General features: G+C 51.7%; 12 protein-coding genes and 1 riboswitch. Of the genes, 6 read left to right on the top strand and 6 right to left on the bottom strand.

Annotation, left to right across the window (positions count from 1 at the left end):
• Positions 1–3: 3 nt before the first annotated feature.
• The 4 genes from ACR8BF_RS06795 to ACR8BF_RS06780 all read left to right on the top strand — a co-directional run bounded on the left by ACR8BF_RS06795 (position 4) and on the right by ACR8BF_RS06780 (position 4,693).
• Positions 4–1,014 (top strand): Zn-dependent oxidoreductase, encoded by a 1,011-nt coding sequence (locus ACR8BF_RS06795; protein ID WP_313700434.1) that lies wholly within the window; start codon positions 4–6, stop codon positions 1,012–1,014.
• 80 nt (positions 1,015–1,094) lie between these two features.
• Complete coding sequence (locus tag ACR8BF_RS06790; RefSeq protein ID WP_179895293.1) at positions 1,095–2,378, top strand: MFS transporter; 1,284 nt, start codon at positions 1,095–1,097, stop codon at positions 2,376–2,378.
• Positions 2,379–2,446: 68 nt separating this feature from the next.
• Entirely contained in the window at positions 2,447–3,907 is a 1,461-nt protein-coding gene (locus ACR8BF_RS06785; protein WP_179895292.1) for a mannitol dehydrogenase family protein, read from the top strand.
• A gap of 99 nt (positions 3,908–4,006) precedes the next feature.
• On the top strand, positions 4,007–4,693 hold the full coding sequence (locus tag ACR8BF_RS06780; RefSeq protein WP_179895291.1) for a GntR family transcriptional regulator: 687 nt from the start codon (positions 4,007–4,009) through the stop codon (positions 4,691–4,693).
• 51 nt (positions 4,694–4,744) lie between these two features.
• Here ACR8BF_RS06780 and thiD read toward each other — a convergent pair whose 3' ends face one another.
• The 6 genes from thiD to ACR8BF_RS06750 form a co-directional block, all read right to left on the bottom strand.
• Positions 4,745–5,545: a bifunctional hydroxymethylpyrimidine kinase/phosphomethylpyrimidine kinase gene (thiD, locus tag ACR8BF_RS06775; protein WP_179895290.1), complete on the bottom strand. Its 801-nt coding sequence runs from the start codon at positions 5,543–5,545 to the stop codon at positions 4,745–4,747.
• Entirely contained in the window at positions 5,532–6,341 is an 810-nt protein-coding gene (gene thiM / locus ACR8BF_RS06770; RefSeq protein ID WP_434745755.1) for a hydroxyethylthiazole kinase, read from the bottom strand. Before thiM ends, thiD begins: the two co-directional genes overlap by 14 nt.
• Before the next feature lie 34 nt (positions 6,342–6,375).
• Positions 6,376–6,476: riboswitch (TPP riboswitch) on the bottom strand.
• Between the two features lie 676 nt (positions 6,477–7,152).
• Positions 7,153–7,923 (bottom strand): hypothetical protein, encoded by a 771-nt coding sequence (locus ACR8BF_RS06765; protein ID WP_434745754.1) that lies wholly within the window; start codon positions 7,921–7,923, stop codon positions 7,153–7,155.
• Positions 7,924–7,982: 59 nt separating this feature from the next.
• Positions 7,983–8,531: a fimbrial protein gene (locus ACR8BF_RS06760; RefSeq protein ID WP_179895287.1), complete on the bottom strand. Its 549-nt coding sequence runs from the start codon at positions 8,529–8,531 to the stop codon at positions 7,983–7,985.
• Between the two features lie 90 nt (positions 8,532–8,621).
• Positions 8,622–11,210 carry a fimbrial biogenesis usher protein gene (locus tag ACR8BF_RS06755; RefSeq protein WP_434745753.1) on the bottom strand — a complete coding sequence of 863 codons (2,589 nt, stop codon included), beginning with the start codon at positions 11,208–11,210 and terminating at the stop codon, positions 8,622–8,624.
• Positions 11,211–11,285: 75 nt separating this feature from the next.
• Positions 11,286–11,996 carry a fimbria/pilus periplasmic chaperone gene (locus tag ACR8BF_RS06750; RefSeq protein WP_434745752.1) on the bottom strand — a complete coding sequence of 237 codons (711 nt, stop codon included), beginning with the start codon at positions 11,994–11,996 and terminating at the stop codon, positions 11,286–11,288.
• An 843-nt stretch (positions 11,997–12,839) separates the two neighbouring features.
• Between ACR8BF_RS06750 and ACR8BF_RS06745 the strand changes: the two genes are divergently transcribed.
• Together ACR8BF_RS06745 and ACR8BF_RS06740 are read left to right on the top strand one after the other, a co-directional pair.
• A complete protein-coding gene (locus ACR8BF_RS06745) occupies positions 12,840–13,037 on the top strand; it encodes a hypothetical protein (protein ID WP_314984739.1) in 198 nt (65 codons plus the stop codon).
• A 97-nt stretch (positions 13,038–13,134) separates the two neighbouring features.
• On the top strand, positions 13,135–14,094 hold the full coding sequence (locus tag ACR8BF_RS06740) for an AEC family transporter (protein WP_179895284.1): 960 nt from the start codon (positions 13,135–13,137) through the stop codon (positions 14,092–14,094).
• Positions 14,095–14,149: the final 55 nt, after the last annotated feature.

The raw sequence follows: 14,149 nt of genomic DNA, 5'->3' as shown, positions 1-14,149 counted from the left end.
CCTATGAAAAGTGTTGTTATCGAACAGCCGGGCCAGCTGGTGATTGCTGAACGTCCGCTGCCACAACCGGCGGCAGGCGAAGTGCGGGTTAAGGTGGCGTATGCCAGCATCTGCGGTTCTGATGTGCATATCTGGCATGGTCATAATCCGTTTGCGAAATATCCACGTGTCATTGGTCACGAATTTTTTGGCGTTATCGATGCGGTGGGCGACGGTGTCAACGCGGCCCGACTCGGTGAGCGCGTGGCGGTCGATCCGGTGGTGAGCTGCGGCAGCTGCTATCCCTGCTCGGTGGGTCGTCCCAATGTTTGTACCACGCTGCAGGTGATTGGCGTGCATCGCGACGGCGGCTTCAGCGACTATGCGCTGGCTCCGGCAAAAAATGCCTGGCCATTGCCGGACGCCATTCCCGACAAACTCGCCAGTCTGGTAGAGCCTTTCACTATCGCGGCCAACATCACGGCATTCCTCAAACCGCAGCCAGACGATGTGGCGCTGATTTATGGTGCCGGTCCGATGGGTCTCACCGCCATTCAGGTGCTGAAAGGCGTCTATAAGGTCAAAACGGTGATGGTGGTGGATCGCCTGCCGGAACGTCTGGCGCTGGCTTCGCAGAGCGGTGCCGATCAGCTGTTCGATAACAGCGAAATCCCGCTGGCGGCACAGCTTGAGGGCGTCCAGCCAACGCTGATTATTGATGCGGCCTGCCATCCCTCCATTCTGGCGGAAGCCGCAGCGCTCGCCTCTCCGGCCGCGCGCATCGGCCTGCTGGGCTTTTCCGGCGAACCGTGCAGCATTACTCAGCAAAGCCTGACCAGCAAAGAGCTGTCGCTGTTTACCTCCCGCCTGAACAGTAACCGCTTCCCGCAGGTGATTGACTGGATAGAGAAAGGATTAATCCAGCCAGAGAAACTGGTCACCCACTACTTCCCGCTGCTGGAGATTGAACGCGCGATGACCCTGTTCGAAAAAGATCCCCGCACCTGCTGCAAAGTCATACTTCAGATGGGTTAAGTCTCTGCTCAACACCAGGTCACCTGAGCCGACGTTCGCGCCGGTACAACGATAACGATAAAACAGATCACGGAGTTTTTATGTTCAAGAATCTGCGCTGGACCCTCGTTTTACTGCTGTTCCTGGTTTACATGATCAACTACCTCGATCGTGTCGCCCTGTCGCTGACGGTGCCGCTGGTGGAGAAAGATCTGGCGATTAATGCTGAGCAGTTCGGCATGATTTTCGGCAGCTTCTTCTTTGGCTATGCCCTGTTTAACTTTGTCGGCGGCCTCGCTGTTGATCGTTTTGGACCTAAAGTGGTGCTGGCTGTGGCGGTCGGTGCCTGGTCCATTTTCTGCGGCATGACCGCGCTGGCGACCGGCTTCTGGTCGCTGCTGATCCTGCGCGTGCTGTTTGGCATGGCTGAAGGCCCGATCTGTTCCTCCGCTAACAAGGCGATTAATGGCTGGTTTCCGAAGAAACAGGCCGCAACGGCCATGGGCTTGCTGAGCGCCGGCTCACCACTGGGTGGCGCAGTCGCCGGGCCGATCATTGGTTATCTGGCCCTGGCCTACGGCTGGCGTCCGGCGTTTGTGGTCGTCTGCTGTATCGGTCTGATATGGATGGCGTTCTGGCTGTTCTTCGCCGCAGATAACCCAGCGAAGAGCAAACGCGTGAGCGAAGAGGAGCGTCTGCTGATTGATCGCCTGAAAGCCACCAACCCGAATGATGAGGTCGACCTGGCAGAAACGCCACATCCCTTTGGCTACTACCTCCGTCAGCCGATTATCCTGGTCACCGCGTTTGCCTTCTTCTGCTACAACTACATCCTGTTCTTCTTCCTGAGCTGGTTCCCGGCCTATCTGGTGCAGGCGCACAGCCTGGATATCAAATCGATGAGCATCACCACCATGATCCCGTGGATTGTCGGATTCGTTGGCCTGGCGCTGGGTGGCTGGATCTCCGATAAAATCTTCAATATCACCGGCAAACTGTTGTTGTCCCGTAAAATTGTGCTGGTGGTCTCACTGCTGGCAGCCGCAATTTGTGTAGCACTGGCGGGTACGATAAAAGAAGTTGTTCCCGCCGTGATGATGATGTCGGTGTCGATTTTCTTTCTCTACATCACCGGTGCGATCTACTGGGCGATTATTCAGGATGTGGTGCACAAGAGTCGTATCGGCAGCATCAGCGGCTTTATCCATCTGGTGGGTAGCCTCTCCGGTATCATCGGGCCGATCGTCACAGGCTTTATTGTTCAGCACACCGGCAAATTCGATAGCGCCTTTATCCTTGCCGGTTGTGTCGCGGCGCTGGGTGCCTTCCTGGTGTTGTTTGTGATTCGCAGTCCGAAAACCGGGGATAAACCGGTTTCGGTCTGAGTGTTGTTCCACTAACAGAACGATGATTTTGGGGCGCTTTGCGCCCCGTTTTCCATTAAGGACGGATTATGTTACAGCTTGATCGCCTGCCCGCTGACGTACAGCGCCCCGTTTACGACCGCAGCAAATTAAAAACCCGCATGGTACATATCGGTTTTGGTGCCTTTCACCGTGCTCATCAGGCACTGTGCAGCGATAAGCTTGCTGCACAGGGAAGCGACTGGGGGTATTGCGAAGTTAACCTCAACAGTGGCGCACTGATTCAGGCACTGCGTGAGCAGCATCTGCTCTATACCCTCACTGAGATGGCCGATGATTCACTGCAGACCCGGGTAATTGGCGTTATTACCGAGGCGCTACACGGTAAAAGTGACGGTATTGAGGCAGTGATTAACGCAATGTGTCAGCCAGACGTGGCCATTGTCTCCATGACCGTCACCGAGAAAGGCTACTGCCACCAGCCCGTCAGTGGAAATTTAAATCCCGATCATCCTGATATCGTGCACGATCTGCAGAATCCGGACTCGCCTCGCTCGCTGCCGGGTCTGATTCTGGCCGCGATTCGCCGCCGACGGGAGCAGGATCTGCCTGCGTTCAGCGTCATGTCCTGCGACAACATGCCGGAAAATGGTCACGTCACCCGTAATGTGATTGTGCAGCTGGCACAGCATCAGGATCCGGCGCTGGCAGACTACATTCAGCAGCACATCACCTTCCCCTCAACCATGGTGGATCGCATCGTTCCGGCCATGACCGATGCGGCATTTGCCGCGCTGAACGCCCGCCTGGGTTGCAGCGATCCGGTTGCGGTTGAAGCGGAACCCTTCTTCCAGTGGGTGATCGAGGATAACTTCGTTAATGGTCGTCCGGCGTGGGAAAAAGCGGGCGCAGAACTGGTCAGCGACGTCCTGCCCTATGAAGAGATGAAACTGCGGATGTTGAATGGCAGTCACTCTTTCCTGGCTTATCTTGGCTTCCTGGCGGGTTATGAGTACATCAGCGACTGTATGGCCGATCCGCATTTCCGCGCCGCCGCCCGTTCACTGATGGTCGATGAGCAAGCCCCGACGCTGCGCACTCAGGGCGTGGATCTCAATGCATACGCTGATTCGCTGATAGCCCGTTATGAAAACCGTGCGATTAAACATCGCACCGGACAGATTGCCACTGACGGCACCCAGAAATTGCCACAACGTATGCTCGATAGCCTGCGCTGGCACCTGCAGCGCGGCAGCGACTGCGACCTGCTGCTGCTGGGCGTGGCGGGCTGGATGCGCTATGTCGGCGGCATTGACGAGAAGCATCAACCGATTGAGATTCGCGACCCGATGCAGAAGCAACTGGCTGAGTGCGTTGCCGCCAGCGACGATGGCGAGGCTCGCGTGCGGGCGTTACTCTCCCTTCGCGAAGTGTTTGGCGAGGACCTGCTGCAAAATGGAGACGTGGTTGCCCGACTGACTGCCTGGTATCAGCAACTGACCACGCAGGGCGCTCGCGCCACGGTCCATCAGTGTCTCAAGCGTGGATAATGGCGGTTAACAAAGCGCTGGCGCAGATGCAGCGCCCTGATTAGACTGACACTTTCCCATCGTGCTGGCCTTAGCCAGCCGTAATATGGATATTGCTGCATGTCGATCGCCTATACCATTACCACCAGCGAACCGGTGAATCAGCAGATTTATCGTTATCTGCGCAAAGATATCGTTACCTGTGCCATTCAGCCGGGTTCGCTGCTCTCTGAAAAAGAGGTTTCCGCGCGCTTCAACGTCTCGCGCCAGCCAGTGCGCGAAGCGTTCATCAAGCTTGCCGAAGCCGGACTGGTACAGGTATTACCGCAGCGCGGCACCTTCGTGCGTAAAATCTCCGCTAAGCGGGTGGCGGATGGCCGTTTTATCCGTGAGGCGGTTGAAGTGTCAGTGGTGCGTCGTGCAGCGCTGGAGATAGACGATTCAGCCCTGATGGCGCTGGAACATAACCTGCAGCTGCAGCGCATGGCCGGTGAGCGCCATGACAGCCAGGGTTTTCTGACTCTGGACGATGAGTTTCATCGCCTGATCGCTGAAAGTATTGACTGCAAGCTGGCCTGGGAGACGGTGGAAAACATTAAAGCCGCCATGGACCGGGTACGGTTTCTGACGCTGAGTGAAGTCTCTCCACCGGAGAAGCTGATTGAGCAGCATGAAGAGATTTTTGCCGCGCTGAAACATCACGACGCCGACGCCGCCGAAGCAGCGATGCGTCGCCATCTGCAGGAGATGATCTTCTCCATCACCCCGATTGCGGAGCGTAACAGCGCCTGGTTTGAGGCACCCTAATCGCTCATCGCCCGCATCGCCTGATTAAAAGGCTGATGCGGGCCTTTGCCGTCACCACCATTGATGAAAATGGTGAACCGGCCCGATACCCTTCCCGACCTCCAGCGAATCCGCCAGTAATAACGCCTGTTGTAACCAGTTTTTGGCTTCCCCAATCGTCGCTGCCCAGTCAGCATGGCGCGGCCGCAACGCGGCTAAGGCGGCCGACAGCGTACAGCCGGTGCCATGCGTATGACGGGTATTCACGCGCGGTGTGCTGAATCGCTGCTCTGCTGAGTACGTGATCAGCCAGTCCGGACTTTCCTTCGCCGTCAGATGCCCGCCTTTCATCAGCACAGCCTGACAGCCCAGAGCCAGCAATGCCCTTCCCTGCTCGCGCATCTCTTCCTCATCGCTGGCGACAGCACAATCGAGCAACGCCGCCGCTTCCGGCAGATTAGGTGTAATCAGCGAGACCTGCGGCAACAATAGCTCCCGAACGCTGGCCACGGCATCTGGCGAGAGCAGCGCATCGCCACTTTTCGCGACCATGACCGTATCCAGCACCACGAACGGGATCGCAGCTCGCCTCAGCCTTGCCGCAACCTGCTCTACAATAGCGGTTTCTGACAGCATGCCGATTTTTGCGCTGTCGATGCGGACGTCGTCCAGCACCGAATCGAGCTGGGCGGCGACAAAGTCAGGTGCAATGCGATAGACCGACTGAACGCCGAGCGTGTTCTGTGCCACCAGCGCGGTGATCACGCTGGTGCCGTAGGCTCCCAGTGCTGAGAAGGTTTTGAGATCGGCCTGAATCCCTGCGCCGCCGCTGGGATCGGTACCGGCAATTGTCAGGGCATTAATGCGCTTCATGCTCCACCTCCAGCGTCCAGAGTGCATCAATAAACGCGGTGGCGAAACTACCCGGTCCGGTGGCCAGCGCCGCCGCCTTTTCACCCGATAGAGCCATTACCTGACAGGCCGTCGCAATGTTCATCAGCCGATCACCCGGCAGACTGCTGAACCCCGCTACCACGGCCGAGAGCGCGCAGCCGGTTCCGACCACCCGCGTCATTAAGGGGCTTCCACCGCTTATGGCGAGTGTCCGCTGACCATCCGTGGCATAGTCCACTTCACCGGTGACGATAACCAGTGTGTTCCAGGTCTCAGCAAGTTGCTGTGCCGCATCGAGTGCCGCATCGAGTGCCGCATCCGCCTGATGCAGCGTATCGACACCGCGTCCGCCGCTGGCCTGCTGCGCCAGCGCGAGAATCTCTGACGCGTTACCGCGAATCACCGCCGGTTGCTGGCTTAATAGCTGCTGGCAGAAGTTACTGCGCAGCGTCAGCGCGCCGACAGCGACCGGATCGAGTGTCCAGGGCGTGCCCGCCTCCTGGGCCGCGATTACAGCAGCCTGCATCGCCTGCTGGCGCTCGCGGGTCAGGGTGCCCACGTTGATCAGCAGCGCATCAGCGATGCGGCTAAACTCTGCCGCTTCTTCAGCATCAATAACCATTGCCGGTGAAGCATTAAGTGCCAGCAAGACGTTGGCGGTGAAGTTCTGCACCACGTCATTAGTCATGCAGTGCACCAGCGGTGAGTGAAGGCGGAAAGTGTGCAGAACGGGCGCGAAATGCGCGAGAGAAAGGTGTTGAGATTGATGAGTCATCGTAGCTCCCAACCGGCGAACAAGAAGGCGAATGCGGTCAGGCATCAGACTTCCCTACGCTGGCATTATCCAGTTCAGGTCAGCGGGTTTTTCTCAGCCCTTTCCGTGTGGAAAGCGGCACCCCGAGTCATATAGATATTACTCCATCTATTAGCAGCTTAAGGGAAGGGGCTTGTTTGCACAAGCCTGCTTCAGGGCAAAGACACTCCGTCTTTTCAGCTTGCTGAAAACGAGTGCGGGTTACAAAACAATGAGGGCAATGCAAATCCGCCTGTTAGTGATGTATGCGAGCCTATAACAACGCTGGATATGACCCTTCGCCCTCTTTTTCAAATCGTTGTTCAACCCTATAGTAAAAATGGGTCTGCTGGGGCAGGACAATTATTCGATTTCTTACCACTATCTTCAGACGGGTGTGCTGCTGTTTATGGCACTTTATCCACTTCAGTTCCATCACGTCTTGATAGCCATTTTTGATGATCTGTTCGTCGGAAAATACATTCAGAGGGTAATGTATTCATGCTTCTGATGAAGACATTACGAATATTGAGGGTATTTAATCAATGTGATGTTTTTCAGGCTCAAAGCCATATTGATTGTCGGGAACCTACAAAACTGAGTTTCACGCAGAGTAATCTCCAGGGGAGACAAAGAATATGTCGCAAAAAATCTGATCGGAAATTGACCGGTTCAGAGAAATGCCTGCACTGTAAGCGGCGATAATGTTCACTGTCGCAATCTCTGCAGTGTCATTACGCTTTTCTTCATATGGGTCACAACCCTAACTGCATTACGATTCTGGTCTCGCTGATTAGTCACATGAAATTGTGGCTGTCATATTTCCTTTATATTTACCGGGCGTTGTTGGATCAGGAATATTATCCAGTTTCAGCAAGTAATCACCCAACCCTCCCGTCCATTGCCCTGTGCCACTATTCCACGTTGTACCCGGTACAGAATAAGTCAAAAAATGTGTTCCGTCAGTAATCGTCCCTTTGCTGCCATTATTAGCATTGGGTTTGAAAGCGAGCATTCCAGTTCCCGTTGACGCAGACGTAATTTGTATCGCGTTGACTGCTTTGCCTGGTACAAGGTCAGGGATGGCTGGAGAGGTGACAACATTTACAGAGCAGGTTCTGTTTGCGGGTACAGTTACCCAGTCGCCACTGAATATGCCAGGCGCCTTTGTACTCCACAAACCCACATACCGCCGAAGTTCATTATTACAATGATTACTCAGCGTTGCTGAATAATTAAGTGAAGCTCCCCATGCCAGGGATGAGGTTAACGCCCCCCAACCTGTAATAGTGATTCCGGTCATTGTACCCGAGACGATATCCAGACATTGCTCTGCTGCCCTATCACGAACAGCATTGCCATCGGCGGTAGCTTTGAGCGCAAACGTATAGACGCCACCGCCACCAAGTACAACAGTAGTATTTTTTCCCACCGCGGCTAAACCTGGAGAGTTAGCCTCAATGGTTACAGCGTTAACGGGCAATGAATTTAACATTGTCAGAAAAACAAAAACTGATCCGCTGAATTTATAGATTTCATTTTTTCTGGAGAATACAGCAATCATAAAACTCTCTCTGAATAATAAATAAACAGGCAGTGATCTAAGGACCACTGCCTTTTGAATTACTCGTAGTCGACAGTCAGTGTAACGATACTTTTCAGATTACCTGCGGTAACGGCTTCCGTACCCGTTTTCATCAATTTGGTTAAAAACGTCATATTGACAGCATTGTTTGACACCGCATATTCAACGCTGTTATTACCTGCTGGATTGAGCTGAGTTGCCTGAGTCGGACCTCCCCATACCCCAACACCTACTCCAGACGCACCTTCAGCCAACGTATTGGAAAAAAGAGTGCTGTCGGTAGTATCAGCTATACCTGAAGCAGTCACTTTGACTTTGGTTGTACCCGCCCCACACTCTGTCAAATTGAGAGTGAATTGCTGAGTGGCACCAATTTTGTCACTCCCAAAATCATCTACCGATACCCGGTTCATGTTCACGTCTTTTCCAGCCGCTGTCCAATCCGGCGTACAGGTATTCGCTACTACGTTGGCGGAGATATTAATCGTTGCGGATTCGGAAGCAGCCTGCGCCCCAATAGAAACCGTTAACATTGCAGCCGCAATGCCACCCATAACAAAAGCATTTTTAAATTTAATAAACTTCATATTGTGCAGAGCCTTTTTTAAAATTTGATAGTTAAATGAAATTCACATCACCGCGAATGGGGTGTGAATAAAAAGCCAATCCTTTAGCCACTAACGACAGACTTCCTGATGCTGAACGAGAACGGACTGCGTTTTCACTGGCAACACATATCGCACCGTACATTGCTGTTCGGCGCCCTGTCCCCACTTCGCTTTCAGTTCTCCTTTCAAAGCCATTCCAGACAAATAAACCTGTCCCCCATCCCCAACCAGACCACTGTTTTCTCCACCGACGATGCTGACGGTAGAACCAAACGGTAAGGGTTGATTCTTATGCATTAGCGTCATAAGAACGCGAAATCCCGTGCGAGTCTTAAAATCTGCTCGCACCAGCGCCCCATGCGTAGGGACAACACGGGTTACTGCGTTATCGATTTCTGTGTGGTCATCCAGTTGATTAACGTCCAGCGCGATTCTGTTTTCCCGATACATGCTGGCGTAAGGCAGCAAAGTATATCCCCTGGCGTCCGTGCGGATGCCTGTGGCATTTGCTACCGGAACACCGGCAGCGCCCGGCGCCGCCACCAATACATTGGTGATACCCAGCGGCTGCCCGAGTGTTAACCCGCCGCTATGCAGAACTGCACTACCAGACAGCCCGTAACGGTACTGCTTATAGTTACGGCTGTAGCCATATCCCGCAGAGGCATTGCCATAGGTCCCCTGGTAGGCCAGGGAAGCATCACCGCTTCCGCCATCCCGACGTCCATACCCTTGAGAAACGGCCCAGTTGAGATTTCCTTCCTCCAGTGCGGTACCGCTCAGACCAACCTGATTAGTGATATGTCCCTGATCGTCTCGATTCGCACTGTAATTCGCCCACAAAGAGCGGTTGTTGCCGTCTGCAAATAAATCATTCAGTGGCACTGACAGTGTGAGATAAAGCGTTTTATCGGCACTCTTTTGCCCGCTGTAGCGGGTTTGTCCATAAGAAACGCTGTAATTAATCTTTTTAAAGACGCTGCTAAAACCAGCCTGAAGAGAATGAGTCGTTGATGCGTTGTTCCAATAGGTCTGACGGGTCCCCGTGAGATACAAGGAGCCCATATCCCCCAGACGTTGAGTGATATTTGCCTGAAATCGGTCACGTTTATTGCTGTACAGATTGTAGTGATCAACCCAGTTTTGCTTCAGCGGACGTCCTGCCGCATCCACATCCAGGGTGTTATTCATCCATCCCGACATTCTCTTCAGTGCCGTTTCATCCAGCGTGTGGAATCCCTCTGTAGAATAACGGTATCCAACTAATTGAAACGTGGTTCCTGTGGAAACCAGCGAGCGACCAAAAAGAAAACGCAACGACTGCCCCTGGTGCCTGGAACCGTCTGCCAGCGTACTGGTTGCCTGGGTAATATCGGCAGATGCCGCCCCCCACATACCTAAATTTACCCCTGCACCCAACGCGAACGCTCGGTATTGATCCGCCAGTTGAACACCGCTATAGGCGGTCAGATTATGAGGCAAACCCATAAGGAGAGTTCCCTGCATAAATGCCGGTTTATCATAGCGATCTGACGTATTGCGATAGCGACCAGCAGTCATACCGTAGCGAATATGCCCTGCACGTTGCAGCACCGGTACAGAAGAATAAGGAACCGTAAATACCCTTACGGAGCCATCGGCCTCGGTCACTGCCACCTCAAGATCGCCACCCGAAGAGAGTGGATATAGATCGTTAATAACGAAAGCCCCTGCGGCAACATAGGTACGGTAAATAACACTACCATTCTGCCGAATACTGACTTCTGCATTACTCCCTGCTATTCCTTTTACAACAGGCGCATAGCCACGCATGGTCTCCGGATACATTTCATCATCTGTTGCTATTCTCACCCCGCGAAAAGCCAGAGGATCAAACACATCGCTACTCGTCGAGCTGTCGCCAATCGTCAGCTCACTACGCCACGGGATAATAGCGCGCTGGAGGTAGGTGTTAATGTGTTGCCATTGCTGTTTACGGCTGTAACGATTTTCGTAAAAACTCCAGGTGCTATTATCCCGCAGACGCCAGGGGCCAACATTAAACCCGCTCATCAGGTTCAGATATTGACTGCGGCTGTTACCATACTCGCCATGGTTTTCACTTCCGCTGAATTGCCAGCTCATTAAAGCTGCACTGATGCCTTCATCCCATTGCTCAGGTGGAATCCAACCGCGAGGATTATTCTGTAAGGCGACTTGCGGAATGCTGATGTCCAGGCGCATTTTCTGAAAATCAAAAATAACCCTGGCATCAGGAATATATCTGCCCGGAGAGAGGCACTGATCCACTGGACGCCTGGTTAACTCAGGAAACGCAGTAGTTTTCACCCCCATTTCAACAAGGTCTTTTGTGGTAAGGCATGGCATCAGACCGGTTGAATCACGCAAATTATTTTCAGGCTTTTCATCATCGGCGGAAACAAACCGTATATTCCGGGAAGCAATGCTATTTCTGTTCAGATAAACATCGACGAAATATGTCCCTGGAAGCTGAGCCCCCTTGCTGGAAAATCGTGATAAATCCGCCACAGAATTAATATCATTGGAAATCATTGATGCGTCAAACTGGAGTTCAGCATGAACAACGCCGGAAATTGCCATTAAAACACCCCAGGCAGAAAACGCAATGCAAGATATCCCCTGTTTATTATTTTTCAAAATAAAACCTGTTCACCCGGATAAAAATTACATTGGCAAAAGCATTATCTTTTATAAAAAATTATTTTAATTTTATCATTTCATTATAACTGTCTGGGGTTTAGTAATGGCTCCGCTATCATTGATAGTACTAAAAGTCAGCGTATTATTACTATCTGAAGGGGTATCTAACAGCATGGTGCCAATAGGTGGAACCATTACTCCAGCGATAGAACGTCCGCTGTGTTTAATCTCTGTCATCGTAATATAATAGGGTGTAGGGTTAGTAATTTCTATTTTTTTACCCAACCGTTTAAAGCTGAGTTCAGCGGGTGCTTTCTCTGGCTTTATTTTAAGGCCAGACGGGCGAATAAAGAGTTTAATTCGACTTGCTGCAGCAATACGAATAACACTTCTCCCGGAAGTGTCCTTGCTATCAATAGAAGGGATCGCTTTGGCCACGAAATAGTATAAAACCTCTCTGTCTCCCGCTATATCAGGTGCGGCAAGCATCAATCGCAGCGTATTCTCGTTTTTAGGGCCACTGAGATATAACGGAGGCGTAACAATAAAGTCTTTTGATTTTTTCCCGTTGGCATTTTCTATCCATGACTGGACCAGAAACGAATCCGTTGCAGAGGAATTTCGTAGAGAAATACTTTCCTGACGGGAGTTCTGAGGATAGATAATACGCGTGCCCTGTATTGAAACGCCACCTTCAGCCGAAACAGAAAAAGAAAAAGAAGAAAATAAAAAAGCCGTTACGAAAAAAAATGAAAACTTTCTGATTAAGTAAAAAAAAAGCACCTGGCAACCTCCAAAACGACATTACTGAAATTCTATCAAGAGAAAGCATTATGTAATTATTTATAGAATCATAAATTAAGAGACTTATCCCGTAAAGGATATCTCCATCAAAATAAAAAATCACAGGGGGCAGGAGATATAGCTTTAAGTCAGAATTTAACCCTAAAATTAATTAATTTATTAGCATACAATATTATTGTGTATGAAAATAAGAAATATCAATATTCATTTGATATTTCTTTTATTGCTTTATTTTCGAACCAACATATCAAATAAGATAAAATTTCATTGATTTAGTGTTAAACCAATGTGATAAATAATAAGGTCTATTACTCTACTCAAGCAAATTTATCATAAAGTGTTTTTTCTTAAAAATATTAACCATGCTTTAAGCCGCTTTATAAGCACTCTGTTATTACTCCTTATATCGTCATGAAATGATCTGAACGTTAAATGTGATCCACGCCAGGATTCAGACGCTGTTCAGAACCAGATTTTTTCAGCTTTACCCTGCTGAGATCCGTCCCGGGCTCGTGTTCCGCCGTAGTGAATACAAGAAGACGTAGCAGAAAAAACACGATTGCATAGTAATTAATCGGCCATGCAACATTTCCTATGATCCTGATCAACGCTTAGCGATGCAAAAAAAGGCTTAATGCCGCCGGTCTCAAAAAATACCTATTTATAGGTACCCACTGTTTATCAACCTAACCGGTAATATTTTCCGGATTATTGAGACCGCCCCATAATAATTAACCTGCGCGCAGCATCATCGTAAAAAACACTTTATTTCATGGAGTTAAAAGCTCCTGAAGCGGAACTTCATACTATTCAGGATGTATGATGCGATTTTTAGTGCTTATTCCCCACCGCCATCGATGGCAGGACATTATTATTGAACGTCAGGGTGCCGTCGCACCCAATGGCAGACATTACTTCTCCACCTATATTTCCGCCCATTGCATGGGCTGCGGCGAAATCATTCACCGCGTCTATTATCGCGACATCAGCGATCAGCAGGCGCGTCGCTGGTTGGGTTAGCGTCCCGGCAACGCTCATTCCAGGCACCGTTACAGTTAACAGTTAGTTAGCAATTTGTTAGTCTGGTAACTAATCATCGTCTGATCAGACTCTCTCTATGCCGCGCCTCTTTGAAAGCTTAAGCCATCAAATTTATCTGTCAGCTCCGCTATTTATCCTGATTCTGCTGGGATACTGCCTGACGCGCCTCGGAAAATGGCCTGCCAGCATCAGCGAAGGGATGAACCGCTTTGTGTTTAATGTCGCGCTACCCTGCATGCTGTTCCGGGTGATGAGCACCTTTTCGCAAAGTCCGCCGGTGGATGCGCGCCTGTTACTGGCCTTCTTTGGCAGTTGCCTGCTGGTGTTTATCGTGGGGAGAGTGCTGGCAACCAGAGTGTTTAATCTGGATGGCGTGGCGGCTTCGGTCTTTGCGCTGGGCGGCATCTTTTCCAATAACGTGATGCTGGGCATCCCGGTGGCAACGGTACTGCTCGGGCCTGAAGCCCTGCCCCCGGTGGCGCTGGTGCTGGTATTTAACAGCCTGATCCTCTGGACCTTACTGACCGTTTCGGTCGAGTGGGCAAAACAAGGCAGCTTCTCGCTGGAAGGTCTCTGGCGCACCCTGCTCGGCGTACTGAAGAATCCGCTGATCATTGGCATTCTCAGTGGAACAGCCTGGAGTTTTCTGCAACGTCCGTTGCCGGTGCTGGCCGCAGAACCGCTAAAAATGCTGGCCTCGCTGGCCGCGCCGCTGTCGCTGGTGACGCTGGGCATGAGCCTGGCGCACTATCGGGTGCGGGATGGCCTGAAAGAGAGCTATACCATTTGCCTGCTGAAGCTGGTGCTGCAACCAATGACGGTATGGGCTATCGCGTGGCTGACCGGTCTGCCGCCGCTGGAGAGTAAAGTGGTGGTGCTGCTGGGATCGATGGCGGTCGGGGTTAACGTCTATCTGATGTCGCAGAAGTTTAATGTCATTACCGGCCCGGCGGCGGCCAGCATGCTCTTTTCTACGGTACTGGCAGCGGTGACGACGCCAGTCTGGATGATGCTGATGACGCTGGCAGGCTATTAACAGGTTAAAAAAAAGCCCCTCAGCTCGGAGGCTGAAGGGCTGTTGTCTGGCTGGC

Source organism: Candidatus Pantoea rara (genome assembly GCF_051136265.1).
Classification (GTDB): domain Bacteria; phylum Pseudomonadota; class Gammaproteobacteria; order Enterobacterales; family Enterobacteriaceae; genus Pantoea; species Pantoea rara.
Note: the sequence above shows the minus strand (reverse complement) of the source record. Positions and strands in the feature narration are given on the sequence as shown.

What these genes read in the sequence shown, in the direction of transcription:
- ACR8BF_RS06765 (WP_434745754.1), bottom strand. Translation starts at nt 7,923, where the DNA reads ATGATTGCTGTATTCTCCAGAAAAAATGAAATCTATAAATTCAGCGGA.
- ACR8BF_RS06795 (WP_313700434.1), top strand. Translation starts at nt 4, where the DNA reads ATGAAAAGTGTTGTTATCGAACAGCCGGGCCAGCTGGTGATTGCTGAA.
- ACR8BF_RS06785 (WP_179895292.1), top strand. Translation starts at nt 2,447, where the DNA reads ATGTTACAGCTTGATCGCCTGCCCGCTGACGTACAGCGCCCCGTTTAC.
- thiD (WP_179895290.1), bottom strand. Translation starts at nt 5,545, where the DNA reads ATGAAGCGCATTAATGCCCTGACAATTGCCGGTACCGATCCCAGCGGC.
- ACR8BF_RS06745 (WP_314984739.1), top strand. Translation starts at nt 12,840, where the DNA reads ATGCGATTTTTAGTGCTTATTCCCCACCGCCATCGATGGCAGGACATT.
- ACR8BF_RS06760 (WP_179895287.1), bottom strand. Translation starts at nt 8,531, where the DNA reads ATGAAGTTTATTAAATTTAAAAATGCTTTTGTTATGGGTGGCATTGCG.
- ACR8BF_RS06790 (WP_179895293.1), top strand. Translation starts at nt 1,095, where the DNA reads ATGTTCAAGAATCTGCGCTGGACCCTCGTTTTACTGCTGTTCCTGGTT.
- ACR8BF_RS06740 (WP_179895284.1), top strand. Translation starts at nt 13,135, where the DNA reads ATGCCGCGCCTCTTTGAAAGCTTAAGCCATCAAATTTATCTGTCAGCT.
- ACR8BF_RS06780 (WP_179895291.1), top strand. Translation starts at nt 4,007, where the DNA reads ATGTCGATCGCCTATACCATTACCACCAGCGAACCGGTGAATCAGCAG.
- thiM (WP_434745755.1), bottom strand. Translation starts at nt 6,341, where the DNA reads ATGACTCATCAATCTCAACACCTTTCTCTCGCGCATTTCGCGCCCGTT.